This window comes from Mannheimia sp. E30BD (genome assembly GCF_041807785.1).
GTDB lineage: Bacteria > Pseudomonadota > Gammaproteobacteria > Enterobacterales > Pasteurellaceae > Mannheimia.
Window position 1 is genome coordinate 62,059 of the sequence record NZ_JBGTYX010000006.1, and the last position, 26,697, is coordinate 88,755.

The window sequence follows — 26,697 nt, forward strand, 5'->3', positions numbered from 1 at the left end:
GGTAAAACATTGCGAATTTTTAACGACAAAATAACTCTTTTGGGTAATAATTTCATCAGTTAAAAAAATTATCAAATTTTAAATTTATGAGGAAACACACTATGGCAAAAAGCACTCAACCATTTGATGCCCAAGCAGAAGTTAATTCACTTGTCGAAAAAGGCTTAAAAGCACTTGATGAGTTTAGAAAGCTCAATCAAGAGCAGGTCGATTTTATTGTTGCCAAAGCCTCTGTTGCTGCCCTTGATAAGCACGGTATTTTAGCAATGCACGCTTATGAAGAAACAGGACGTGGAGTCTTTGAAGACAAAGCAACTAAAAACCTATTCGCCTGTGAGTATGTTGTCAATAATATGCGACATTTAAAAACAGCGGGGATAATCAGTGAAGATGATGTAACAGGCATTACTGAAATAGCCGACCCTGTCGGTGTTGTCTGCGGTATTACCCCCACCACTAACCCAACCTCCACTACTATTTTTAAAGCCTTAATCGCCCTCAAAACTCGTAATCCAATCGTTTTTGCTTTCCACCCATCAGCTCAACAATGCTCTGCTCACGCTGCTCAAATTGTGCGTGATGCTGCCGTTGCCGCAGGTGCTCCAGAACATTGCGTACAATGGATTACTCAACCTTCAATGGAAGGCACATCTGCTTTAATGAAACATTCAGGCATTGCAACCATCTTAGCAACAGGCGGGAATGCAATGGTTGAAGCAGCTTATTCTTGCGCTAAACCAGCGTTAGGCGTAGGGGCTGGTAACGTACCAGCTTATGTGGAAAAAACCGCAAAATTAAAACAAGCGGTGTATGACATTGTAATGTCTAAATCTTTCGACAACGGTATGATCTGTGCCTCTGAACAGGCAGCCATTGTAGATAAAGAAATCTACGCTGATTTCGTGAAAGAAATGCAATCTTACGGTGTTTATTTAGTAAATAAAAAAGAAAAAGCCTTACTTGAAAAATATATCTTCGGTGTGGATAAAGCTAAAGATGAAAACTGCTCAGGTGCCAAACTCAACTCTGCGGTTGTAGGTAAACCTGCAGCGTGGATTGCCGAACAAGCAGGCTTTAACGTGCCAGAAAAAACCAATATTCTATTAGCAGAATGTGCTTTTGTCGGCGAAGGTGAACCACTTACCCGTGAAAAACTTTCTCCAGTATTAGCACTGCTCAAATCAAACTCAACAGAACACGGCTTAGAGCTTTCTGAAGCAATGGTGAACTTTCACGGTTTAGGACACAGTGCGGCTATCCATACCGAAAATAAACAACTTGCCAAAACATTTGGCGAACGTGTGAAAGCAATTCGTGTTATTTGGAATTCGCCCTCAACCTTTGGTGGTATTGGCGATGTATATAATTCCTTCCTCCCATCTCTGACATTAGGTTGTGGATCTTACGGTAAAAACTCGGTGGGCAACAACGTCAGTGCAGTAAACTTAATCAACATCAAACGTGTGGGCAGACGGAGAAATAATATGCAGTGGTTTAAAGTGCCATCAAAAATCTACTTTGAGCGTGATTCCATTCAATATTTAAAATCAATGCACGATGTACATAAAGTGATGATCGTAACAGACCGTTCAATGGTCGATCTCGGCTTTGTGGATAGAATTACTGAACAACTCCGCCAACGCCGTAATCAAGTAATGATCCAACTCTTTACTGATGTTGAACCAAACCCAAGCCTACAAACAGTACAACGTGGTACAGAATTAATGCGTAGCTTCCAACCAGATACTATTATCGCATTAGGTGGTGGTTCACCGATGGACGCTGCGAAAATTATGTGGCTCTTCTATGAACAACCTGAAGTAGATTTCCGTGATTTAGTACAAAAATTTATGGATATTCGCAAACGTGCATTCAAATTCCCACAATTAGGCAGAAAAGCGAAATTTGTTGGTATTCCAACTACTTCTGGCACAGGCTCTGAAGTAACGCCATTTGCGGTAATTACTGATGGCGATATTAAATATCCGTTAGCCGACTACTCTTTAACACCAACGATTGCGATTGTTGATCCAGCACTCGTGATGTCTGTACCATCGCACGTTGCCGCAGACACCGGCTTAGACGTTTTAACTCACGCCACAGAAGCCTACACTTCCATTTTAGCCAACGATTACACAGACGGATTAGCGTTACAAGCCATCAAATTAGTGTTTGAAAACTTAGAGAAATCCGTCAAAGAGTTTGACGAAACCGCCCGTGAAAAAATGCACAATGCTTCAACAATGGCTGGTATGGCATTTGCTAACGCATTCTTGGGTATTTGCCACTCAATGGCACATAAAATTGGTGGTAAATTCCACACTATTCACGGCAGAACCAATGCGATTTTACTACCACACGTTATTCGTTATAACGGCACACGCCCAACTAAAGTGGCAACTTGGCCGAAATATACTAATTACGTTGCGGATATTCGTTTCCAAGATATCGCAAGAATGCTTGGCTTACCAGCCGAAACACCAGAACAAGCGGTGGAATCTTACGCTAAAGCGGTTCACGATTTAGCCGTACATTGTGGTGTGAAAATGTCATTGCGTGAGCAAGGGGTTGATGAGCAAGCCTTCTTAAATGCTCGCCGTGAGCTTGCCTTACACGCATTTGAAGATCAATGCACACCAGCAAACCCACGCTTAGCAATGATTGAAGATATGGAAGAGATTATGACTAAAGCATTTTATGGAGAGAAATATATTTAAAATCAATTAGTTGCACTAACAAAGATAAAAACAAAAATAAAAATTGGCGATAAAGTGGCGATTTATATTTTGTGATTTATAAGAAATGCCTCCGCAATGGAGGCATTTTATTCTTTTTTTGTAAAATTTCCGGTGATATATCATTACGTAAAATTACCGAAAGCCTTATTCCTCAATGGTTCTATAGCATTCAATAAATTTTTAAGATCTCTATAACGTGAAAAACACTGAAAAATTCCGCAAATTTTACAGTTAAGATCACAATCACGCTATATAACTTTATCCTTTATCTGCTAAAGGTTTATCAGATCTATATAACGTGTAATTTAACTGAAAAAACGACAAAATTTTTTATAAATTCCGCAGGTGGGTGAGTGCGGTTTACGTGGCGTTTACGCGTACGTGTTGGATTTACGTGGATGAAATTTATATCCAAGTAGCTAGAGTGAATACTAAGAACATCAGCAAATTTCTCAAAAAGAAAAGCCACACGTTAATAATGTGGCTTTGAATTACTCAATGATTGGTGTTAGCTTGATTTTAGCCTTTGTAGCTAGTTGCCCATATTGGGATATTTCGGATGAATTACTAGGTCGTGGTCCTCCATTATGGTTATGTGAACTCACTGCAATTGATAAGTCAGCAACAATCTGACATAAGTCTTCAAGTATCCGAAAAATATTTTGTCCCTCACTGCCGACATAGCTAATCGGGGCGACAAGTTTATTTTTCTCATCTGATATTCTTTCCGCAATACCTTGTATTTTTTCATTTAGTTTACCAGCTACACCTATATCTTTATTGCTTGCAGTCACTTCCTCAATATTGCCCACCACGTGGGTTTTCTTATTACCACCGACCGTTTCATTATTATTTGCATCAATTTCCTTAGTTGCTTCGCCAAGCTGCTTATATTCGCTATCGGTCTCGATTTTTCTTTGGAAACTTTTTTCGTTAATGGTTTGGTCTGTTTCCTTATACATATTTCCGGCTTGGTCTGTTCTTTCAAACACTTCTGGGCGTTGCTGTCTTAGCATTTCACCCGGAGCAACTGCCGGCATTGTTTTTCCTTCTGCAGAAAATGAACGAACAAAAGGTTGGTCACTTCGTCCATTGTGGAAACCTAGCTCTACGATAGTGCCTATTTCCGGAAAGCAAAAATCACCACCTTGACTAGACGGACTAGTAATCGGCAATGGAACGGCAGAATACACAGGTACACTTGTATCATCATTTCCATTTTCGTCTAATAGTTGCACCTCTACTGCATATTTCGGGCGAAACGGATTATTTAAATCCCCGGCATTACTTGGATCGGCAATCGCAACTACTCTTCCCCTTTTAGGCAGATGATACCCACCAGCCAATTCAGGAAACTCTTTTTCAATTTGTCGGCGGTCTGCATTTTTTTGAATTGACTTGCCACTTTCGTCTAACTCTTCCCATTCTAAAAAATAGCTATCGCCATTCAACTCTACCTTTTTTATACGCTTACCATTAACCAATGCCCCCGGTCTAATAGATGCAGTAATAGGAATTGTCATTCGATTACCGCTGCGACCAAGTGTGCTATCATTATCCAATTCAAGCGGCTCATTCACCCATCTACTATCGTGCCAGTCGCCTAAAAACACACTACCATCTGCCGCTTGTTGCCAAATAAAATGCGGAATTTGAAATTGTCTGCCAATATTATGTAAAAGCTGGTAGCCGCTTCCTGTATGGGCAAACTGCGGAATAGGATTAGTTGCATAATCTTTATCAGGCACTTTAAATACAATACCGGTTTGTGCTGTCATCCAATCAGCTAAATCTTTTAGTGTGATGTGCCGATGTGAACAATTTAACGGGCGTTCAAATTTTGCAATATTTTCACGGATAAAGAGCTTTTTGAATCCGTTTTCTGCCTGTTGCTCACTTTCGACAAACCCATCAAACCATTTGAAATAATCATCAAATTCCCCTAATTCAAAAATAACACTCTTGCCCGTACAATCCTTTTCTGTTTCAACGGTAATGTAACCTCTACCGGTATTATTAAGTTCAAGAATAATTTGCTCTCGGGCTAAATCCACTTCCTGCCCGTCAATGAGGACGGTTTTTATAATTCTCATCTAAAATCCCCATTTTTCTAATTGTTTATCAAATTCGGTTCTTTTATTTTGTTCCTCCGCTACTGGGGTTTTCGGGGAAGATTTCGTTATTTTTTCTACCTTAGATTGTTCGTTATTATTCCCTTTACTTGCTATTGCCTTTTCCCCTTGCACTTTTGCTTTCGGCTTTTTCTTTTTCGCTTGTTTTGATTTTTTCTCACTGACTGAATTTACTTCTCGTAGTGTAAAATTGACCTGCCAGCCCAATACATAATCTTCACTAGCGGAAATCTCGCCACTGAAAACACCTTCACGCATATTAATTGCTTCTGCGGTTACATTCGCGATACGGTATTTCACCTGCTCGCCTTTACCTGTTATTGCTTCAGCTAACTTAAATAAATTTTGCAACCATTCTTTTTGGCGATAGGGAATTAATCCAGTTACAGTCAGTTCTTTTGCTTTTACACCTTTATCACTTTTCTTGGTAGAGCTATCTTGACCGCTCATATCTTCTTCTTGGCGAGTTACTTTTGCGGTTGCTTGAAAGTCATATAAATAAACGGCTTGTCCGTTTAAAGCCAGCTGAACAGAAGGATTGCGATGTACTGTTTTTTTATTTGATAATGTACCGCTTAATGGTGTGCTGGTAGGCTGTTTTTGTGTATAAATATCATAACTCATAGATCATTCCTTTTAAATTTGATAAGTCCTTACCAATAAACATTACACAAGCGGTAAAGATATTTCCTGCATCGGGTAAATTACGTTTTAAATTCATTGCGACCTCAGCTAATTCACCACGGTCAATAAAAGCATAAGCTTGGGCAGTTGCGGATAACAAGCGTTCTGTTTTTTGTTGATTTTCACGTTCACGCTCGGCTTTTTTCTGCTTTAAGGCATTAATCACATCATTGATATTGTTTGCTACCGATGTGGTTGCAATTGCCGCAGCATTACGTAAAACGCTTTGTAAAGTGCGGGCAGATTGAGGGGTAATATCCGCCTCTTTAGCAAATGCCGGAGAAGCCATAGCCGGCGTTTTTATCATTTTTGTTTGCTCAATAGTCGCTGATGCTTTGGCATAATCTAATGCTTGCTTAAAGGTCGGCTCTGGCAATAAAGTAGCTATATTTTCAATTTTTGCAATAAATTCATCTGAATGACTAGCCGTAATCATTAACCCAATAACATCTTGCTCGCCTTGAGGTCGATTGCTATCGTTATAATCTAAGAATTTTAATACATAGGCGTTCATTGCATTTTCAGGCGATAAATATTTGCCTGATTTTTCTTGCAAACCGTGCGACCAATTATGTACACCAATTTTTACCCCAGAGATACTAAAATTAAGGGGCGTTGCACGCCCCTGTTGATTTTCTTTTAATACATCTGTTACTGAAGGCGGTAATACAATTTTCTTTAATTTCCACACTTTCATTTGTTTTCCTTTATAAAATTTCAGTAAAACCCGATGGATATTGCTTTCTTTTTACCTCGCTTTCATAAGCAGTCTTACAATGGTTCTTGTCAAAAAACAAGCCATTGACAAATGCATACCAAAAACGCCAACGCTTTTTCGGGTTTGGTTTTGAAGCTCCGCGATAACAACGACTAGAGAAAGTTTCATCCGCTGCTCCGCCTGTGAGAGCATTGAAGAGTTGGTCGATGGCGATTAAGTTATGGTAAAAGTAACTTTTAATTTTGCTCACTTAAAAAGTCCTCATAGGTTTTCGTCCACCCCGCCGAATAGTCATATTCAAGCGGATTTTCAGCTTGCTCTAAAGCAGCCTTGTGTTGGCGTGCTACGGTGTGATTATGGTTTTCAGCTTGCAGAATAGCGGCAATTACTGCCGTTAAATGAGCTTTGCCGAAACCCTCAAAATCGGTATTATCGGCACAAGTCCAATCAACAGTCATTTCTGTGCCGATTAAATCCATTGTGGCTTTTAAGCCTAATAGTTTCTTCTGTGCTTTGTCGTCCGAATCAAACCATTTACCTAACTTCTCCACATACACGCCACCTGCCGATTTGCTATCACGCAAAGCATTAATTCGCTCTCGCACCATTGCAATTTCTTCGGCTTTTTTGACCGCTTGTAACTCGGCTGATAACACCCATTTTTTACCGTTCCATTCGTGATAAGGGCTAGGCTTCTGTTCGGTTAAAATCAGCTTGCCGGCTTGCTCCATAATCTGTTTACCCTGTGCTTGACCTTCCAGTAGAGCAATATATAATTCCTCGCTGATTTCTACCGATTGCTCCGGCACAAATCCTCCGAAATCGTCATTATAAAATCCTCCGTCTTTATAAAAAATCGCCATTATTTCCACCTCCCGATTGATAAAAATTGTATACGACATAAGCCTTGGTTTAGTGAAGTATGTTCGTAGTAATGGTAATACACTTTTGCATTATTACTGCTACTTAAAATGTTAATTCCGCAGTCGTGTGAGCCTTTATGTGAGGTGGTTATTTTACTAAATACTAAAGGTGTTTCCGTAAAAGCTACTGCCCAACTAAACTCTTTCTGTGTCCAAACATATAAATCATTCTCTTCGTACTGAAAAGTCTGAATCATCGTACCATCCGGATATTTACGCACCTCAAAGTTACCGATTTTTTGGTAACTGAAATCCTCAATTAGTGCCATTTCACCGTTTTTCTTCGGCACATAAATCACCGCCTCATTCGCACCTGTTGCATTGCGATAAATGAATGATGCAAAGTTAGATGCGTGGTCAGGGTTGGTTTCAAGTCGTAGGTATTTACCTGCTAGGTTGTATAAATTCAACCCGGACCAATCACCTGAACGAATACTCAAATCACCTCTCATTTCATCGCCTGATTTACTGACTTTATTTGATAATCCTGCAAAGATTTCATCAAACTGTACCCTTAGCGGCTTCGGCACAAGTGTCTCATCATAAGCGTGGAGCATTGGAATATGCCAACGATATTCTCTTGATGCACCGTGATAATCACTTCGGCTGATTTCTACCCGCACATCCGGCTCGCAATAAAGACGGTATTTCGCACCACCTCGCAGATAAACATACTCTTTACTTTCTTGAGGAAGTTGTCCTAAATTCAGCAAAGGCGATTGATTGCAATGAATGTATTCAAAGTGTTTGATGAGCCTTAACCCACTGGTATGCCACATCCCCCAAGAAGAAGGCATTACCTCCCATTCACATCGCACGCCAAAGCCTCCTACGTGCAATCCCCAACTTGGACGGCTTTCCTCATAGAGTGCGTGATAGAGAGCGAAGCGATAGAGCTTTCTTGCCGAAGGCATTTGCATTAAAACGGGATACCATCGGTTTTGGTCAAGGCTTGTCAAGTCAAGGTTATGTTCAACCAACGCATCTTCTTTGTTTAAACCGTCAATACGTTTCCAAGGTTGCCAATGGTTGTCTATTTTACCTCGCACATACTTTTGATTTGCGTGGTAGGTAGTATATTCCTGCTGCACACCGTAAGCCGATGGCGTAACCAATAATGTGCCTGCTTCTTGAATAGGGTAATTTCGGTCAAGCGTTGCACCTGCACTTGCTCTTTGTCCGTACAGACCGGGCTTTGTAATGTGATTTAAATCTGCGTCCAGAACATCTGCCACATCAAAATCCCAAAAGCCATAATGATTAACGCTACTAGGACGACCTCTCACGTCTACCCAATCTGCACCGTCTAACCGTTTCCACGGCTTCGAATAATCCTCACCGTAACCCCCTTTCGCCCAAACTTGAGAACCTGCGTGCGAGATATAAAGTAATGCTTTACCGCCGGCTGTAGACATCGAAACGCCGGCTCCCCACTTGTATGCTGTAGGAGGCAAATCAAGTAAATTTCCGTCAGTTGTGCTAAAAACGGTATTTTCCTGCATTAATGCGGCAGCATTTCCGGCATAGCCAACTGACTTATTGACTTTATAAGCCACGCTGTCTAAATTATCGACAGCAGTTTTAGCCTCAACGCCTTTGTCATAGGCTGTTTTAGCCGCGAAACTCGTCGCTACCGTATCCGCACTGTTGCTATCAACTGCATTCGACTTTTTGCTGTTGGGGATGTAGTTGTTTAGATTGCGTGTAATGGCATCAATTAAGCCTTTGAGGATTTTAATCGCCTTTGGCGTAGCTGCCATATCTTCAGCGTCGGAATCTAAGCCGGAAAAAAGTTGGGTTATGCCTTTTTTGAGCAAGGAAGCTAACGGTAATTTATGGGTATGCCCTGTTTTATCTGCTCTATTTTCCGTTGTATCATCCAAATCTTTAGGGTTAATGCCTAATAACGGTGATAATAACCGACGGTCTGTAATGTTGCCGTTTTGGTCAATATCTGCCAATATTTGTACATAGTGTTGATTACCTGCAGTATCAATATAATCACTTTTAGCCGTTTTTAAGAATTTCACCTCGGTTTGATATGCACCGGTTACGGTGCAATGATGTACTACATCAACATATACCGAACAAGGCAATGCCAAAGTAATATTCTCATCTGCAGTAATATTGGCTCGTACACCTTCTATATAAGCTGTACCTGCAGTAATTGTAAAATTATTACCGGATTTACGCTTAAGTAAGAAACCTTCATCAAAAAAGATTGCTCGCCCATATAAATCACGGTTAGTTAAGCGAATTTTTTCATCTAATCCTTTTAGACGTAGCGTAAAATCAATTTGCCACGTTTCGGCAGGAATCGTAATATTTGTATGTTGCGGAGCATTGGAAAACTCAAGTAAAATTGAACGTGTCAAACTATTGCCTTGAATGCCATTTTTATCTCTCAATTTTTTTACTGTATCGGTATAGACTGCAACGCCTAATAAACCGCTTGATTTATTACATAGACCGATAAAGTTAAAATCAAAATCGCCAATATCAGAACCGATAGTCACTGAATACACCACCGCATTTTGATTTACAACACCGGTTTGTGATATAGCCTGTCTATGCACAATATGCGATGCACTAGGGATAGCCAGATGATGCTGTAGGTTATCGGCGGTTAAATTTGGGATATTGGCAAAAATAAACTCATCAAATACAACGGTTTGACCGTTAACAATTTGCTGTGAGATATATTGCTCAAGTTGAGGGGTTGCTAATGTTGTCATTGTTCTTCCTATTATTATTTTTATTGGAATTAACGGGTTAAATAGCCAATGTTACTGCGTGTGTTTGGTAATCGTGGTTAAATTCACCGTGGTAAATATGCACTTTATGATTAATCAATACTTCAAAGGTGTATCGGCGACAGGTTCGTCCATATTGCCGGATAATCAAATTGAGTAAATCCGGATTTTTTGCCAATTGGGAATCGTTTAAGCGAATTTTGATTACATCCCAATTTTCATCATCAAATCGTTCTTCTAATTCAACATAACCGATGCCTAACCGTTCAAATATACGAATAAAACCGGCTTTACTACCAGCCTCTTTCGCATTGATAAAAGCATATTTCACCCGTTTTCTAAATAACTCCAGCGGCTCATTTGCAAATCTCGTGACATCACGTTGATAAGCAATTAAATTTAAAATTTCCTCACTACATTTTTCTTCATCTTGGGTTATGAATGTAGCCAAAAACAGATTCAGCGTTTTTTGCCACCATTTTTCAAAAAGCGAAGCGATTTTGCTTAGCTCCCCTTTATCCATCCAGAACGGGAGTTTTATTTTTATCATTTATACCTCACTCACGGTTAATTGTCGGATACGTGGTATATCTAGATCGCTTATCACATCATTTTGCCCCCAAATAATTGATCTAATACTCGGGATTTGCTTATGTATTTCTTCACCTAATCTTGACCACGAAAAGCGGCTAAACGGGTAGGTTTTGTGTACGTCAAAATTATTATTCTCACGCCACGCACAACGAATCATTTGTTCAACCTGTTTTAGTATGAGTTGCTTTTGTGTATCTTGAATACCTTGATTTGGCTCAAAATAGATTTTACAAGTCAGATTGTGATGGGTTTCTGGCATTGCAAAACAAACTAAATCGTCGCCGTGTCCGTGATGGCCAAGATTGGTAATGTAATTATTCACTGTATCAATAAAGGGCTGACTAATAATACCAGTATCTAATAACAAATACGCATTTGCTGAACCTGGGCCACGTGGTGCATTATGTTTAAAGTAAATACGGTCAACAGACAAACCAGCCACACTAGCAATCATACTTTTATATACACTATCAATATGATGTTGCCCAACACTATTGAATTGTACTTTATAACGCTGTCTTAGTTCTTCATCGCTTTCTTTGTTTGCTCCAGGAGTAGTCAGCCAATCATTTTTATTCACTACATTTGCAATACCTTGCACTGATTCTGGCAATATGCGGTAATATCCACCAGCCAAATTATAATTACTGCCTGCTAGCTCTGCTTCAACTGGCACTAAAGCCGAAACTATACCTTGTGGAATAAAAGTATCTTCTGTTACGAGCACTCTAAAAATGGTGTCATTGATCCGTTCTGTTTGAATAATTGTACCTTTTTTAATCGTAATAGGCGTAACTGCTGATTGTTTAGTAAATTCAATCACACCTTGTGCTTTAGTTGCCTGTTTAAAATCTAACCCAACCGACCAAGCGTGAATTTGTAGCCATTTCCCGCTTGCGGTTTTGACAAAGAGGTTAGGTAACACACCATAAATCAACATATCGGTTAGCCATTTAACCGGCGTAACTGCAATAGCGGTAATTAATCGCCAAAATGGTGACATTTTACTGGTATTAGTGATTAAGCCTTGCTCTTCGGTTAATGTTTCAAAATGCTGCTTAATTTCGCTTTCTTCAGTAGGCAATCCCTGCTCAATTAATAATGTTTTAAATACTTCACTCATTACCTAACCCTTTAATACGCAATTTCCAATGCATCAATCGGACCAAAATCCACAGTATCGGCATTCAGCATTAATCGCCCTAATGCTTGCTCTGTGATATGAATAGTTCCCGGCACCAGCCGTTCATCTTCTTCTACCAGCAATACCATCTGTAAGAAAATATCACTACGTAAAACCGGGGAGCGTTCAGCAATGAGCGAGGTGACTAAACCGCTTTCTAATAAAGCGTGTTTAATATCTTGTGCGATTGATATTCGATTATTACAAACTACAGGGATATGACCTGAATCTAGGGTCAAATCTTCATCTGTAATTAATAAATCAAGGTAAAGTTTCTCGCTCATTATGACCTTAAATTATTCGTATCTTGTTGCTTTTGCATTATTGCTTCTGCAACTTTATCCGGATCAGCTGCTTGCTGAATTACAAAACTATTGTGGTATGTTGTGTTGGATTTGCTGGAATTAGTTACATAAGAGGATGCAACCCCCTTATTCACTATTCCGCCGTTTGGTTGAGCATTTGCCGGAATTTGTGCAACACTATTGCCGGCAGATGATGTTTGGATAGACTGTACAGCTTGAGTCGTTGCCATTACCGCACTTACCGTGTTTTTAGCCACGTTTATTTTGCTCAACTGACTATCATTGACTGTAATCGGGATTTCCAGCCCTAAACCCAATGTGCTTGAAATCTTATTCCAAATACCTAAAATAGCATTAACTGTACTGTTCCAAACATTTTTAATCGCATTTACCACAACATCCCACGCATCACTAACAACATTAAATGCTGTACATAGCAACATCCACCAGTCGCCATTCTTCCAAGCTGTAACTAAATTATCCCAATGCTTAAGAATAACCTCCGCTACACCGCTAAATACCTCAGCTACAAAGTTAAACCCAATTGCAATAGCTTCAATACAAAAGATTACCAACTCTAAAGCACCACCTAATAGCACGCCGATAATTTCACCTACTTGTGCAAATGCTTCTGTGGCATTGGCTGCTTCTGTAGATACACCTGTTATTCCAGCAAAAGTATTAATAATCTTACTAATAGCATTTTTGACTAAATCAAAGGCACGGTATAATGGGCTTAAATATTCGCCAACTGAACCAAAACCACGTTTAATACCTGCGAATAGATCGGCAAAATTAGCTCGGTAACGATAAATAAAAATACCGACGCCGGCTAATAATGCGATAAAAATAGCCATCGGGCTAAAAATAGCACTAAAACCGGCAAGCAAGACTTTAAACAAACCTGCTGCCATTACTTTAAGGGTAACTAACGGACCTGCTGCAAAGGCTAATCGCAACATAGCTGCAATTTTGCCAAACGCCCCAAATAACGCCCCCAATGGAGCCGTTAAAGAGCTGAATAAGGCAAGTAATTTACCAAACACGCCACCTATTGCTACTGAAAACATTTTCATTAAGACAAAAGGGCGAGTAAAGATAAAGGATAATGCTGTTGCTGCTTTAGCTATAATTGCCAGCGGATAAGCAAAGGCTGCAAATAATGCCGCACCTATTGCTTTAAAAGGCAACAATAATGCCAACACTCCGACTTTTAATAAACCAAACAAACCTGATAACAAGGTAATGCTTGCTGCTAATGCCCCAAAACCAGTAACACCGATAGCAATATAACCAATTAACCGTGCTACGTATTTATTCACTGTTAACCACTCGCTAACAGTAGCACCAAAATCGGCAATTTGATGAATAATCGGGTTTAGCCGTTCAAGCACGGCAGTACCAATTGCAATTTTGACATTCTCGATCACCTTTGCCAGTCGTTGCCACGGGTCTGTAACCATTTTTGCAATTTTGGCTACATCATCTAAATTTTTAATATCGCCTATTTCGGCAATATTGTCCTTGAGTTGGTCTATTTTGGGTAACAGATAACTGATTACGCTTACCGCCTCATCGGTACCAAAGGCTTTTCTTAACTGGTTTGACTCTGCCTCATCAATGACATCACCATATTTTTGCTTAATTTGATCTAAGATTTCAGTAATCGGTCTCATACGTTTATGAGCGTCAAGGAAGTTTAACCCTAATGCATTTTTTCCAAATTGAGCACTGCCGATTCCTTTTAAGAAAGCCGCATATTTGGTACCCGATTGCCCACCGGGCATTACGCTTTGCAAATTACCTAACACAGCAAATTGTTCTGCAAGTGCCACGCCTTTAGATTGACCGGTTGCCATTAAATTAGTAAAGGCATCAGAAAGTGATTTGCCGGAGGACTTAAACATATTCGCCGTTAAAGTCGCCTGCCCTGCCATCATTTCAATCCAATCTGCTTTGCCCATTTTGTCGGCTTCTTGTTGGAAAATACCATACATAGTAGAAAGGTATGACCCCATTTCAGCCACATCAGAACCGGTTGCTTTGGCAAGCAAATTTGAACCTTTACTGAAACCGATTAATTCATCCTCGGTTAGCCCATCAATTGCCCGTGCAATTTCATTGGTAGAATCGACCACATCAGCGGCTGCAATCCCATAAGCAGCCGAAAACTCCAATGCAAAGGATTTTACTTTTTTTAGCCCCAAATCAGACACGCCGGCAGCAGCGACATTTGCCATCGCATTATTGAATTCGATAGCCGGTTCAAGGGCAGATTTTACTGCTATTCCGGCACCAATCAATCCGGCTACACCAAACCCGATTTGCTCCATAGAAGCACGACCACGCTCACCTAACCTATCAAAATCTTTCATCACCCCTTTTAGCGGTGATGAAATTTGGTCGGTTAAAGTAATAATGTAATTTAAGACATTTTGTGCCATATTGTTATTCAGCGTTAAAGGCTTGGGCTATTCCATTGGTAGTCGCATTTGTGAGCGATTCAAAATAATTTTTATGTAACCATAACGCTCTGGCGAGGTTATGGTCACTATTGTCGGCAAAGGGTAGATAATGCATTCTTAAGGTTATCATTTTCGATAAGCCGTTTTGTTCAATGTTTTCTACCCTTTCGGCTATTTTTTTAGCTTGATTTCCACCGCCGGGGCAAAGGCTTCATTAACTGCTTTTAAGATGTTTAGCACCACTTCGCTATACGGTAATAATTCGGAAAATTGCTCACGTTGCGATGGTTCAATAATGGCAAGTAAATAATCTTTTGCCGGTGTTAACTTATTATCTTCGCCAAAGTCGGTTACAAACGAATCGTATGCCGATAAATCACGACGGAAGGTAAATTCAACATCGCCAAGGGTTACGGTTGCTTCCTGCTTGGTTAAGCCTAATTTTGCTAAAATTGATGTTGCTACATTTGTGTCTTTCATTTTGTTTTCCTTTAAGATTAAGTGAGAGTATTAGCCAAGATTTTGCAAAAAATCAGCAAAATTTGACCGCTTGTTATTTATGCTTAGTGTTTTCTTCAATGCGGTTTAATCGGTCTTTCAAGTCTGAAATCATTTCACGAATTTCAATCCGCATTTGTTTTAAATCGTCTTTTTGCACATAGCTTTTTGCAATATTGTTTTCCAGCTTCGCAATTTTTTCGGTGCTTTCGGTTTCCAGTTTTGCGATTTTCTCGCTATTTTCAGTAATGGATTTACTAAACGAAAAAGCAACCGGAATTAATACGCCTGAAATAGCGATGCTAATTAGTTGGGTAAGCTCTAGCATTTGATTTCCCTTGCACAAGCATTGCTTGCTTTTCCGCACTACCACGACTTGAACCCAACCAATAAGCAAAGGCTTGGGTAAAGGCAGTTGTTACTGAGCCGATTAAAAGATAAACTACTTCTTGATTAGCTTCCGGCACTTGGAAATTCATTAAGCCAAAAATCGTGCCGGCAATCGTTAAAAATAGAATTAACGTCAGCAAAGGTGGCATAAAATGTCCCTTGTGCGTACTTCTGGCTTGCTGTAAATCAGCCAGCCTTGCCTTTTCCATTTCTGCATCAATATTTAATTGCTGTAGGCGACTTTGCTCAAAAAACTCTGCGTGTTTCAACTGCATTTCCTGCAGTTTTAATGCCGCTTGCGGGTCTGTTTTTAAGGCTTTTACTATTGCTTCAGGGTTGTTATCCGTCCCCAATGCTTCAGCAATTAAACTCCCTACGCTAAATGCAATGCCAACAGGTCCGGTTAATAAGGGTGCTATGCCTGCAGCAACTTTACCCACGGATTTAGAGACTTCTTTCCAATTCATAACCCCCCCTATACCTTTGCATCTAATAAAAAATGCAAACGCTCTTTTTTACGGCGATTTAATAAGCCCGGGTACTCTTTGCCGCCGGAAAACTTCCAGCGTAAAAACTGATCTGCCACTTTATAGATAGACTCTTGGTCATCTTGTCTCATCGTATATAAATACTTGGCTAAGGTAGATTTAGCCAAAGCACGTAAACCAATATTAAACGCAAGACTGACTAAGGCATCAAATTGACATTGTGTAACCTGCACGCCTAATTCATTCAGTAAGACATTTACCCCCTCTTCAAAATGTTTGATGTCCGCCTTTAAAAATTCATCAGCTTGAGCTTGGGTAATTGTCATCCCCATTTTTACACCGAAAGTATGACCATAGCCGATAGTGGCTACTCCTTTTACATCGCGATATGCGGTTAATTTGCACCCCTCAAAAGATTTGATTAAATCCAATCCTGTGCTAGATAAACTTAACGCTGTCACTTTTTTCATTGTTATTCCTTCTTATTGTTGTTTTTATTGGAACGATAAACGCCCCTGTTGCCTCTGTCGGGCTGTTTTTTCTTCGGGGCAAAAAGGTTATCCGATTAAATCACGGGTATCTTCTCTGCTTAAGTAAGGCACACCGTCAATTTTTACGAAATCCGGACTTGTTACAAAATACTTCACTTTCTTTGTCGTTTTTGAACCACCTTTGGGGTCAATATTGATGAGGTCTGTTACAACCAACTTACAATCAAAGGCTTCTACTTTAGTGCGAACACCTCCACGACTTGCAAAGAAGGTTAAATCGACAAGGGGAATATCACGATATGAGCCGGCAGCCGTTGCGGCTAAACTAATTTTTTTAAAGTTTTTTTCATCCAGCTCAATTTCACCCTCTGCACTCACATCACCAGAGACATAGCCGTCGGGAATGCCCCTTGTTTGGGCTACTGCGGTATTATCCGTAATGCTTAAATTGACACTTTCTGCATGCACCGGAATTAAGCCCAAGTAAAAATCAAAGCTCATTCCGCTGATTCGTTCTCTACTCATCACCACCTCCTAAGGTCGTTAAGTCTAAGAAAATACTCACTGTAATAGATTTAGGGCATTCCAATGGACGAACTTTAACGTAGATAGTAACTGCGTTTTTATTGGTCCACACAATATCAACATCACCGTCTTTAGGTGGATAGCATTCGCCGGGGAAATCTACATTGCCGATAGCGGCAGATTTTGACATCTCACGTAATACCGCAGTGAAGAAGGTTTTATGAGCTTCAATGCTGCCTAAACTTGCGTTTAGAGAACGGTCGCCAATTTTTGAGATGGCTTGTAAGCGAATTCGTCTTGCTGCCTTATCCACAACACGCACATTTTCAATGACTTGGTAATCTCCCCCTTCTACATCCAAGGTTCGACCATCCGCCCAATAATAACCTTCATAGTCCGGATACCACATTACTGTTGAATAACGTGCTAAATCTAAGGCTTTTAGGGTAGCAATATCTAATTCTGCACCGTCTTTATCTTTCGGTTTTTCAGCGTTTAAGCCCACTACCGCACCGGTTTTTACACGACAGGGACTATCGGCAACTGTAACGGCTCGGTTGGCTAATCGTCCTGCTAAAGCCCCCGTATCTGTACCAAATAAATTAGGCACTAACATAACGTGATCTGCAGCAATAGTTTTTGTTAATGTCGTGAGTTTTTGTACATATTGCCCCCACGTTTCTCCACCGTCACTTTCATTATTGATACTTGCAATACTTTGAATAAAGAATGTTCGTCTGCCTAATACTGCTAATAATTCGCTATGGCACTCTTGTAGCTTATTAACTGCTGCTTTATCAATGCCAAAGGTATTGGTATTGATACAATATTCAAAACTTGCAACATTATTGGCATTTTTAACCGCTTGTACGAAGTCGTAGCCTTCTTCAGCTGTTTGGTAAACATAGGCAAACCAATTTTGACCGGCATTTAACATTGCTGTTTTGACCTGTTTTTTTAGTTCGGTTTCAGCTGAACCGAATAACTGATTTAAATCAGTATCTGCAGTAACCGCAGTGAGCTGATTTAGATTTTTTGAACCAACACCCACAAATAATGCCGTGCGTTCGATTTCTTTTGTCGTGCCGCTAAGCTGATTGAGTGCGTTAATTTGAACACCTGGGAAAGCCATTTATGTTTCCTTCTTGTTATCTGTTGGCTTAACTGCCTATTTAAATTTAATGCCGTATTCATTCAGCACTCGCTCAATGCAAACCAGCATTATTTTTCCGTTTCGTTGCTCGTTAGTATCTAAAAATGGACGTTCTGGCATTCTCATTTTGATACCTCTTGCTTTAATGGTATGGCCCGATTCTTTTTTGATTTTTTCTTTTAATTTACGAATGGTAATACCTGCTTTACCACGACTCGGTAATCGCTTTTTTATTTCATTTACCGTAGCCAGTTTCTCTTTACCTGTCTTGGTTTTAATGGTGTAACCTAACGCAATAAGGCGAGTAATCTGTTCTTTTGTGATTTGATGTTTGTTCTCACCTTCATTTTTCTGCCTTAGGTACTGTTTCTCTTGTTTAGTTAGCTTTCGGTTTTGAGTGATTAAATCTTCTAAACCGTACTGGTGAATAGCCGATATTTCGCCCGTACGCCGATATTTGTAATACAACATCCCTGTTTTAGGATTGTCGATTTTGGTATTTAAGTAACTAGCCCGATGCCGTAACATTTTGCCGGTACCCACTTTTCGCTTTTGCCATTTTCGCCCGTCCGGTGTTTGTTGATTACGCACATTTTTAAGTGCATTATTTTTAATTGCTTGGGCTGTTCGTTTAATGATTAAATGAGTTACTTTCGGCGGTAATGTAAGTAAACTTAAATCTTGTTTCAGTGCCTGTAAATTTTTTAAAGGAGCTTGAATATTAATCATCTACCACATTAACCACTTCTGAAACCTGTTCAGCTACCGCAATATCTATTTGTGCTAAGCGATATTTTTTATTACCAAACTCAAGATTGCCGTTTACGTCTTCTATGGCTTCGATGGGTTCATAAAACTCAATATCGAAAGCGATAATTGCGGTAGCATCATCTAAAATCTCAATTTCCATTTTAGGATTACTCAACTCTAAATCGCTTCGATTTAGGTCATTTTCGAGTAGCCAAATCTGAATCCACGCCATTAAATCAGCAGTGGATATTTCCCGGTAAGGAAATTCATCAAAATAAAAGACGGCAGAATAAGGAAAGTGAAATAATTCAATACCTTTTTCAGTTACATTACGACCATTATTAACTATTTCGCCTTGTGTAATATTGGAGGTTAATTTTGCTTGATACGCTAAAGGTAATTTAGTTAATAAAAAATCAGTAAGTTGCTGATAAAGCAGTTTTTTCATTTCTTATCCTTAAATAATCCATACCGAACCACGTCTTTTATTTTTCAACGTGCGAATAGCGTGCACCGATTCGGTTAATAGCTGTTTTTGCTCTTCTACAATATCTCGCTTTTCGTGCAAATCACGTGCCGACATTGTGGCGAATTCGGGCAGTAAATCGTGTTTGGCTCGGGCAAAAAGGGCTTTTTTATATAATGCTTGAGCTGCTGTTTCGCCATTAATCACTGTGCCTTTTATTTCACTTGCATAATGAATGCCACCTGTTCGGTACTGTGAAACTAACTCTGCCAAATCTATTTCAAGACTTTGCATTGCTCCAATTAAAGCGGTTTTAATCAATTCAAGCGGTATTTGCAGCGGAATTGCCCGTTGCTTTTGAAATTCGGAGATGGAGATATTCCCCCAAAAGCCATCACTGACGATTACTTCTTCACTGTATTCTGTTTTTCTTCCGTTTAGCATTTTATGTTTATGCCAATGTTGCTTGTTTGGCTAAGACTTCGTCCAAAGAAAGCGGCGGAGCAAGCAATAACTCCAATACTCGCTCAATATTAATTGGCAATTTTGGGTTAATGATGCCCGCCTTTGGTGGTGTCTTATGTAATTCGAGATTTACACCTAATTGATGCAATCTTTTTAATCGCATTTCACAACGTTCAATCAATGACATCACTTGCACCTTATGATTAAGAGTGTAAGCGTGTTTTAATAGGTCAAGTGCCAGCATTAGTCTTTCCGGATCATCAAATTTAGCGGCGTGGGCTTTGCCATCGCTTAAAATTAAAAGTTGAGCAGCCAATTTAAACCATTTAGCACTAATAATTTCCATTAATTGCCACTCTGTCGCCACGTTTTGAAATATTTGATTAAAAAACGGTTGAACGCTGTTTCCCGTGCGGATTTTATGTTCCGTCCAGTCAAATATTTGGTCGGCAACGAAGGCTGGGATTGTTCGCTTAACGTGTTGAGGGAGTTTCTGTCCATCAGCAATCGCTTTAAGTGCAAGATTAATGCCCTGCGTAAGATCGCCCACATCAAACAAATAAATAACACAGTAACCAACAACATTATTTTGGTACTTTACTCCTTTATTAAAATAGTCTTCTGCATAAGGTAGCCATTTAGGCAAAAAGATATCTCTTTTGTATTCTGCTCGTAACTCAAGGGACGGTAGAGAGCGGATTTTATTAATTTCATTTTGTAGTGAAATTTCTAAAATAGTTTGAGTATGATCACCCACCGGCAAGCATCCATCAGTCGTGCCACGTACTGTTTGTTCCTCAACCAGTTTATTTTCAGCTTTCATTCTGTTTTGCTGCTCTACCAATCCCATAAAATTAACCTTTATTCGTCTTCACCGAATTCAACGTTATCTGCTTTGATTGCCGTCATTAAGCCGTAATCTTCTACAACATAACCTTCATTACGGTAATAGCTGTTTACATAACCTTTTTTATCTTCATCATTGCGTAAAGAACGTCTTACGCTTGTTTTTTGGTAGTAAATACTGAGGTTTTCCAAAGTCGTTACTACCGCACCTTTTGCCGGGAAGTTTGGTGGCGTTAAACCTTCCATACCACCAAATGACCCCAGTAAGGTTTTTGAACCTAATGCAGCTCGCTCTGTCGGTTTTAATCCGTGTTGCTTGCTGATAATTTTAGATTCTTTAGCAGCCAATTCACGCCCTACCAAGAACACCAAATCATTACGGTTTTGATGACGGGGGTCTAAACCTTGACGTAAATCTAAGGCTAATTCATCTAAGCAAGAAAATTCGGCGTCTGCACCGTAGATTTTGATTTTTTCTTGACCGCTTGAGCCTTTGCCTTTATAAACATTCGCTGGGCGTTTTGTTTCAAGTAATTTCAGCCAACCAATATTGACATCTTTTAACTCTTTATCTGATGTAGTCGGAGAGACTCTTTCACCAAACCAGCCGATTTGGCACATATCTAACGCTGTTTGTTGGTTTACAAATTGAGCAATGCCAGCCATTAAACGGTCCACACCTAAGCCTGCTAAATTGTCGAAATATTCCCACGGTATTAATACTCCTGTGTCGGTTTCGTGTAATTCGTAAGTGTTTTCAGAGGCTTCAATACTTGCCAAATGGCGCCCATTTTGTTTACGTCCTGTAATAGCTTTTTCGGTTGCTCCGAAAATCTTACGACCTTTTACATTCACTACACCGATAACGTTAATTTTGCTTAAAAAGTCCGATTGTTGCTGGATATTACCTGCTAACTCTGCCGCTTCAGTTGGGTTTACATTAAAGGATTGCCCTAAACGTAATACATTTGGGTCAATCCCATAGCGAGCTGCAACAAGGTCTAAAAATTCGTTAAACATACTATCCCCTTAAAAAATTGGTGCATCTTTAGCATTAAATTGTGTTGCAGCACCATTTGGCACGGCAGTCGCTACGGTTTGCGTTGCTTGATTGAATTTTTCACTTAATTCATCAAATTGAGCTTTTAATGCATTAAATTGTTCTGCGGATACAGTTTCTTCTTTGCTCTCTGCTTTTTCCGTTTCTTTTGCCTGCTCAGGTTGTTTTTGAGCAGCAAAAGCAGCAGCAATACCGGCTTGGATTGCCGCTTGTAACTCTTCTTTTGTCATTTGAAAAAATGCCTCGTTAGTATGAGGGTTGCCAAGATTGGCAGAAAAAGTCGGCTCGACCTTTTCGCTTGCTTTGTCTTTTTCGCTAAATAATTTTGCAAAAAATTTGAATAATCCGACCGCTTGTTGTTCTTCATCTTCCAATAATTGAAAGCTAAAGGATTCAACATTGCCAAAAGTCGTGCCTGCCGGAATGCCTCGCACAGCAAAATTTAATTCTGTCGTGCCTCGGCTGGCGGGGCTGTCGGTGACGGCTAAACCGCCTAAATAAGGCTTACCTGAATTGTTGAAATTCGGGTAAATTTCAATACTGGTGAATAATTTTTGCCCTTCTTGATTTAAGGTTAGCAGGTTGGCATTTGGGCTGATTTTGGCAAAGAGCTTGACTTCGTTGTCATTTACCTGCTCGGCTTTCACTTCCAGAACTTTGCCGTAGTTTTGCCAGCGGTAATGCTCGGGCCAAATTAACGCTGTGTATTCATTCGTGTTGTAATTGGCTGCCATATCTAACAAATCTTGCGGTGAAATTTCCCGACCATCCACGGTAGGTCCGCTTGTTGCAATGCAAATCCAATTTGTTGAAAGTGTGGTTTTTGTCATTTTTTCGCCTTAAATTGCTTTCGAAATAAATTCGCAAAGGGAATTTTTACGGATTTTCAACCGATTTTCACGCACCACAATTCGGATATATTCGGTTATAAAGGTTAAATTGCCCAATATCCGAAAATATCCGATTTTCGCTACAAGGTTTCAGCCGGTTTATTCGGCAAAATAGCACCATTTAGGAGCGATAAAAGGAATGAAAACTACCGAAAGATTAAAAAAGCGAAAATCACATTATCCTGAAGAAGTCATTTTTGAGGCTCGTTTTCTTTATCTGAAAAAGTACAGCCCACAAGAAATTGCTAAGGAGTTAAATTTAAATTCTGCCCGTCCTGTTTATTATTGGGCGGAAAAATATAACTGGCGTAACTTATTAAGTGAGCGTGGGATTGAAGAGTTAATTGCTCTTAGAATTGTGTCTCTGATTGAACGTGAAGGAAAAACAGAACAGGAAATTAAGGAGCTTGACACCTTAATTGAACGGGATATTCAGTACAAAGCCCAACGTGCTAAAGAAAGTAAGCAAGCGGTTAAAAATAGTGAGTTTTTTGCAAATAATGAAGAAAACGTAGCACCGACTAAAAAAGAACGAAAAAAAGCAGTCAAAAACGACATTTCTCATATTACCGATGAAATGTTTGAGCCGTTTTTAGAAACGTTATTTAAATATCAGCTGCATTTAAGAGCAAACATTGAAAAAGCAGTCCGCATACTACTGAAAAGCCGACAAATCGGAGCAACCTATTATTTTGCCTTTGAAGCGTTAGAAAATGCGATTAAAACCGGTGATAACCAAATTTTCTTGTCTGCATCTAAAAAGCAATCGGAAATTTTTAAAACCTATATTGTTAAAATGGCTCGTCAATTCTTTGATGTTGAGCTAAAAGGCAACCCGATCATTTTAAGTAATGGGGCTGAATTACACTTTTTATCCACGAATAAAAGCACGGCTCAAGGCTATCACGGGCACGTCTATGGTGATGAATTTGCTTGGTTGCGTAACTTTAAAGAGTTTTACACCGTATCCAGTGCAATGGCTACGCATAAGAAATGGCGAGAAACCTATTTCAGCACACCATCATCAAAATTTCACGAATCTTACGCGTTTTGGTCCGGTGATATGTGGAAAGATGATAGCAAAAGCCGTAAAGATATTATCTTTCCTAGCTTTGATGAATATCGAGATGGTGGGCGAGATTGCCCCGATGGTGCTTGGCGTTATGTAGTTACCATTGAAGATGCCTTAAAAGGTGGAGCTGGCGAGCTTTTCGACATTGAAGCATTAAAACAAAAATACAGCACGCACGCTTTTAACCAGCTTTTTATGTGCGTTTGGGTTGATGATGCCGATTCTATTTTCACTATAGCCAATTTACTCAAATGTTCTGTTGATATTGGGAAATGGAGTGATTTTGATATTAATGCAGCCCGCCCATTTGGTCATCGTGAAGTATGGGGAGGTTATGACCCTGCAGAAAGTTTTGATGGGGCAAGTTTTGTTATTATTGCTCCGCCTATGGTTCACGGAGATAAATATCGTGTGCTGGTTCGTTATCAGTGGTTTGGTTTGTCTTATGAATGGCAAGAAGGGCAAATCAAGGAATTAATGCAGAAATATAATTTTTCCTACATCGGCATTGATGCCAATGGCGTAGGCTATGGGGTTTATTCAAATCTGAAAAAATCAGCACGGCGAATTATTGAATCTGTCGCTTATACTCCTGAAGCCAAAACTGAAATGGTACTGAAAGTCCATAATTTAGTTGAAAATCATATGATTGAATGGAATGAGGAAGAAAGCGATATTCCGGCTGCGTTTTTAATGGTTAAACAGGTTACCACGAAAAATAGCGGCAAAATTACCTATATTGCAGAACGTAATTCAAAATCACAACACGCCGATGTGTTTTGGGCAATCGCCAATGCGATAAATCGTAAACAATTAGACGATAAGCCGAAACGCCGTAGCCGTTTAGTGATTAATTAAAGGAAAGACTATGACCAGAAAACAACACACCACAGCAGCAAAAAACAAGCATTTCTCCTTTTTACCGTTGCAAGATGCAACTACAACTGTCGCCCCTGCTCTTGATTATATCGGATTAAGTTTTAATGACACTTTCAACTGCTACGAAACACCGGTAAACCGTTTTGCATTGGCAAAACTCCCATATCAAAACGCCCAACATTGCGGTATTTTGCAAAGTCGGGCAAATATGATTTCAGCCGGCTATGAAAAAGGTATTTTAAGCCGCATGGATATGCGGGCATTATGTCAAAACTTAATCCAATTTGGCGATGTTGGGATTTTAAAACTGCGAAATCGCTTTGGTAAAGTGATTGGTTTGCACGTGCTTTCATCGCTTTACCTACGCAAGAAAAAGGAGGGTGGCTTCCGCTATTTAGTCCGCAAATCATTGTTAGATATTCAATGTAATGAAATGATTGATTATGCGGAGCACGATATTATTTTTATTAAACTCTATGACCCACTACAACAAATTTACGGCACCCCTGACTATTTAGGCGGATTACAATCTGCCTTGTTAAATAGTGATGCAACTATTTTTAGACGTCGTTACTATTCTAACGGTGCTCATATGGGCTTTATTCTTTACACTACCGATCCTGATATGGACGAAGAAATGGAAAATGAGCTGGCGAATAAAATTGCCAATTCACAAGGGGTAGGTAATTTTAAATCCGTGTATTTAAACATTCCCGGCGGCGACCCTGAAGGGGTAAAAGTTATCCCGATTGGTGATACAGGCAAAAAGGATGAATTTGGCACAATTAAGCAGATTTCCGCACAAGATATTTTAACTGCACACCGTTTTCCACCCGGGTTAGGCGGTATTATTCCAAGCAATAGCGGTGGATTGGGCGATCCGTTGAAATATCGTGAGGCTTATCAATTAGACGAAGTTTTCCCAATGCAAGAATTAATATCCGACGCCATTAACTCCGACGCCGAAATTAGTGGCGATTTAGAAATCATATTTAAACCTAAAACCATTGATAATACTTAACTTGAGAAGATTATTTTTAAAATTATAAAGTGGCGATAAGATGACAATTTATGTTATATTATTGCCACTTTTTTGGGGGGTTAATTGATGGCAAGACAAATTAAAAAACGTTGTAAATGCGGTTGTACTGCAAGAATTACTAAATCCATTGAAGTAATGAATGGATTTAGCCAGCATTATATAAAATGCACCAACCCACATTGTGAACGCATTTGGGTTGAAAGTTCGGAGTTTTCGCACGAAGTAAGAAAATCAAAATTGGATAAAGAAAGCGGATTGACTGATTTTGTTAAGAGTTTACCGCTAGAAATGATAAAAAGTTTAAGACTGGCTTGCGATATGGAGCTGGCAAAGTAAACAAAAGCCGATAAACGAAAATTTATCGGCTTTTATTTAAAAAAACACAACAATTTTGTTGCATTTAAACAAAATTGTTGTATAATATCCTCACTGTATGAAAAAGGAGGTACCCCTATGAAATACAGTGAATTCCTAAGGTATTTAATTTCTTTAGGTTGCGAGATTGAAAACCATAAGCGTGGAAGTCATCGCAAAGTAACCCTGAACGGTAAACAATCCGTTTTTCCTTACCACGGTAGCAAGGAAATGGGGACATTCTTAGAGAATAAAATAAAAAAAGACTTAGGTATAAAATAAAAGTTGCCCTACGGGGCAACTTTTCCACTAAAGGAGCTTTATTATGCTACGTTATCCCGTTGAAATTATCCAAGACACCAATAACACTTATCTAGTTACTTTTCCTGATATTCCGGAAGCGGCAAGCGTGGGCGAAGATATTGAAAGTGCTTTAATTGAGGCAGAAGAAGGACTAGAAACCGCATTAGAATTTTATTTTGATGATAAACGCACAATTCCGTTACCAAGCAAACCTAAAGGAGGGCAACATACTGTTCCGCTGTCTTTACTTCGTTCTCTAAAAGTGCTTTTACTCAATGAAATGTTAGCTCAAGACATTCGAAAAGCAGAAATGGCACGCCGTTTAGATGTGCATATGCCGCAAATTGACCGTTTATTAGATTTTCGCTATCCAACCAAAATTGACTTTATCGAAAAAGCCTTCAAAAAATTAGGTCGAGAAGTGAATTTATCTTTAGTATAAAACAAAAGCCGATAAACGAAAATTTATCGGCTTTTTTGTATTTATTACTTGAATGATTCGGTTAACCGAATTATAATAACCCCACTTT

The 26,697-nt window shown here is 39.5% G+C and carries 29 protein-coding genes; 6 read left to right on the forward strand and 23 right to left on the reverse strand.

Annotated features, from left to right (window positions below):
- The first annotated feature begins 101 nt into the window (after positions 1–101).
- Positions 102–2,717, forward strand: a complete 2,616-nt coding sequence (gene adhE, locus ACERCG_RS05590; RefSeq protein WP_373611065.1) for a bifunctional acetaldehyde-CoA/alcohol dehydrogenase — start codon at positions 102–104, stop codon at positions 2,715–2,717.
- Between the two features lie 512 nt (positions 2,718–3,229).
- On the opposite strand, the gene ACERCG_RS05595 is transcribed toward adhE, so the two are convergent.
- From ACERCG_RS05595 to ACERCG_RS05705, 23 genes are all read right to left on the reverse strand, one after another.
- A complete protein-coding gene (locus ACERCG_RS05595; protein WP_373611066.1) occupies positions 3,230–4,831 on the reverse strand; it encodes a hypothetical protein in 1,602 nt (533 codons plus the stop codon).
- Positions 4,832–5,494, reverse strand: a complete 663-nt coding sequence (locus ACERCG_RS05600) for a hypothetical protein (protein ID WP_373611067.1) — start codon at positions 5,492–5,494, stop codon at positions 4,832–4,834.
- Positions 5,484–6,251: a hypothetical protein gene (locus ACERCG_RS05605; protein WP_373611068.1), complete on the reverse strand. Its 768-nt coding sequence runs from the start codon at positions 6,249–6,251 to the stop codon at positions 5,484–5,486. Before ACERCG_RS05605 ends, ACERCG_RS05600 begins: the two co-directional genes overlap by 11 nt.
- Positions 6,252–6,261: 10 nt before the next feature.
- Complete coding sequence (locus ACERCG_RS05610) at positions 6,262–6,522, reverse strand: hypothetical protein (protein WP_373611069.1); 261 nt, start codon at positions 6,520–6,522, stop codon at positions 6,262–6,264.
- Positions 6,509–7,135, reverse strand: coding sequence for a DUF4376 domain-containing protein (locus ACERCG_RS05615; RefSeq protein ID WP_373611070.1), 627 nt, complete (start codon positions 7,133–7,135; stop codon positions 6,509–6,511). The genes ACERCG_RS05610 and ACERCG_RS05615 overlap by 14 nt, the downstream gene beginning before the upstream one ends.
- Positions 7,135–9,930 carry a phage tail protein gene (locus ACERCG_RS05620; RefSeq protein WP_373611071.1) on the reverse strand — a complete coding sequence of 932 codons (2,796 nt, stop codon included), beginning with the start codon at positions 9,928–9,930 and terminating at the stop codon, positions 7,135–7,137. The genes ACERCG_RS05615 and ACERCG_RS05620 overlap by 1 nt, the downstream gene beginning before the upstream one ends.
- Positions 9,931–9,967: 37 nt before the next feature.
- On the reverse strand, positions 9,968–10,495 hold the full coding sequence (locus ACERCG_RS05625; RefSeq protein WP_373611136.1) for a phage tail protein: 528 nt from the start codon (positions 10,493–10,495) through the stop codon (positions 9,968–9,970).
- A 3-nt stretch (positions 10,496–10,498) separates the two neighbouring features.
- Positions 10,499–11,665 carry a baseplate J/gp47 family protein gene (locus ACERCG_RS05630; protein WP_373611072.1) on the reverse strand — a complete coding sequence of 389 codons (1,167 nt, stop codon included), beginning with the start codon at positions 11,663–11,665 and terminating at the stop codon, positions 10,499–10,501.
- 11 nt (positions 11,666–11,676) lie between these two features.
- Positions 11,677–12,009, reverse strand: coding sequence for a DUF2590 family protein (locus ACERCG_RS05635; protein WP_373611073.1), 333 nt, complete (start codon positions 12,007–12,009; stop codon positions 11,677–11,679).
- Positions 12,009–14,474 carry a phage tail tape measure protein gene (locus ACERCG_RS05640; protein WP_373611074.1) on the reverse strand — a complete coding sequence of 822 codons (2,466 nt, stop codon included), beginning with the start codon at positions 14,472–14,474 and terminating at the stop codon, positions 12,009–12,011. The genes ACERCG_RS05635 and ACERCG_RS05640 overlap by 1 nt, the downstream gene beginning before the upstream one ends.
- Positions 14,475–14,478: 4 nt before the next feature.
- On the reverse strand, positions 14,479–14,625 hold the full coding sequence (locus ACERCG_RS05645; RefSeq protein WP_373611075.1) for a hypothetical protein: 147 nt from the start codon (positions 14,623–14,625) through the stop codon (positions 14,479–14,481).
- A gap of 41 nt (positions 14,626–14,666) precedes the next feature.
- Positions 14,667–14,975, reverse strand: coding sequence for a putative phage tail assembly chaperone (locus ACERCG_RS05650; protein ID WP_373611076.1), 309 nt, complete (start codon positions 14,973–14,975; stop codon positions 14,667–14,669).
- A 73-nt stretch (positions 14,976–15,048) separates the two neighbouring features.
- Positions 15,049–15,321 (reverse strand): hypothetical protein, encoded by a 273-nt coding sequence (locus ACERCG_RS05655; protein WP_373611077.1) that lies wholly within the window; start codon positions 15,319–15,321, stop codon positions 15,049–15,051.
- Entirely contained in the window at positions 15,296–15,850 is a 555-nt protein-coding gene (locus ACERCG_RS05660) for a hypothetical protein (protein ID WP_373611078.1), read from the reverse strand. Before ACERCG_RS05660 ends, ACERCG_RS05655 begins: the two co-directional genes overlap by 26 nt.
- Before the next feature lie 8 nt (positions 15,851–15,858).
- The gene (locus ACERCG_RS05665) at positions 15,859–16,341 is read right to left on the reverse strand and encodes a lysozyme (RefSeq protein ID WP_373611079.1); all 483 of its coding nucleotides are present in this window, start codon (positions 16,339–16,341) and stop codon (positions 15,859–15,861) included.
- 87 nt (positions 16,342–16,428) lie between these two features.
- Positions 16,429–16,887 (reverse strand): phage protein, encoded by a 459-nt coding sequence (locus ACERCG_RS05670; protein WP_373611080.1) that lies wholly within the window; start codon positions 16,885–16,887, stop codon positions 16,429–16,431.
- A complete protein-coding gene (locus ACERCG_RS05675) occupies positions 16,880–18,019 on the reverse strand; it encodes a DUF2586 domain-containing protein (protein WP_373611081.1) in 1,140 nt (379 codons plus the stop codon). The genes ACERCG_RS05670 and ACERCG_RS05675 overlap by 8 nt, the downstream gene beginning before the upstream one ends.
- Before the next feature lie 36 nt (positions 18,020–18,055).
- The gene (locus ACERCG_RS05680; RefSeq protein WP_373611082.1) at positions 18,056–18,769 is read right to left on the reverse strand and encodes a phage virion morphogenesis protein; all 714 of its coding nucleotides are present in this window, start codon (positions 18,767–18,769) and stop codon (positions 18,056–18,058) included.
- The gene (locus ACERCG_RS05685; protein WP_373611084.1) at positions 18,762–19,238 is read right to left on the reverse strand and encodes a phage tail protein; all 477 of its coding nucleotides are present in this window, start codon (positions 19,236–19,238) and stop codon (positions 18,762–18,764) included. The genes ACERCG_RS05680 and ACERCG_RS05685 overlap by 8 nt, the downstream gene beginning before the upstream one ends.
- A gap of 9 nt (positions 19,239–19,247) precedes the next feature.
- Positions 19,248–19,700: a head completion/stabilization protein gene (locus ACERCG_RS05690; protein WP_373611085.1), complete on the reverse strand. Its 453-nt coding sequence runs from the start codon at positions 19,698–19,700 to the stop codon at positions 19,248–19,250.
- Between the two features lie 7 nt (positions 19,701–19,707).
- Complete coding sequence (gene gpM / locus ACERCG_RS05695) at positions 19,708–20,571, reverse strand: phage terminase small subunit (protein ID WP_373611086.1); 864 nt, start codon at positions 20,569–20,571, stop codon at positions 19,708–19,710.
- A gap of 11 nt (positions 20,572–20,582) precedes the next feature.
- Positions 20,583–21,587, reverse strand: coding sequence for a phage major capsid protein, P2 family (locus ACERCG_RS05700; RefSeq protein ID WP_373611087.1), 1,005 nt, complete (start codon positions 21,585–21,587; stop codon positions 20,583–20,585).
- Between the two features lie 9 nt (positions 21,588–21,596).
- Positions 21,597–22,457, reverse strand: coding sequence for a GPO family capsid scaffolding protein (locus ACERCG_RS05705; RefSeq protein ID WP_373611088.1), 861 nt, complete (start codon positions 22,455–22,457; stop codon positions 21,597–21,599).
- Positions 22,458–22,656: 199 nt separating this feature from the next.
- Between ACERCG_RS05705 and ACERCG_RS05710 the strand changes: the two genes are divergently transcribed.
- The 5 genes from ACERCG_RS05710 (at position 22,657) to ACERCG_RS05730 (ending at position 26,609) form a co-directional block, all read left to right on the forward strand.
- Positions 22,657–24,447 carry a terminase large subunit domain-containing protein gene (locus ACERCG_RS05710; RefSeq protein WP_373611089.1) on the forward strand — a complete coding sequence of 597 codons (1,791 nt, stop codon included), beginning with the start codon at positions 22,657–22,659 and terminating at the stop codon, positions 24,445–24,447.
- 10 nt (positions 24,448–24,457) lie between these two features.
- Positions 24,458–25,489 (forward strand): phage portal protein, encoded by a 1,032-nt coding sequence (locus tag ACERCG_RS05715; protein ID WP_373611090.1) that lies wholly within the window; start codon positions 24,458–24,460, stop codon positions 25,487–25,489.
- Between the two features lie 87 nt (positions 25,490–25,576).
- The gene (locus ACERCG_RS05720) at positions 25,577–25,846 is read left to right on the forward strand and encodes a hypothetical protein (protein ID WP_373611091.1); all 270 of its coding nucleotides are present in this window, start codon (positions 25,577–25,579) and stop codon (positions 25,844–25,846) included.
- A gap of 117 nt (positions 25,847–25,963) precedes the next feature.
- Positions 25,964–26,146, forward strand: coding sequence for a type II toxin-antitoxin system HicA family toxin (locus ACERCG_RS05725; RefSeq protein WP_373611092.1), 183 nt, complete (start codon positions 25,964–25,966; stop codon positions 26,144–26,146).
- Between the two features lie 43 nt (positions 26,147–26,189).
- Complete coding sequence (locus ACERCG_RS05730; RefSeq protein ID WP_373611093.1) at positions 26,190–26,609, forward strand: type II toxin-antitoxin system HicB family antitoxin; 420 nt, start codon at positions 26,190–26,192, stop codon at positions 26,607–26,609.
- Positions 26,610–26,697: the final 88 nt, after the last annotated feature.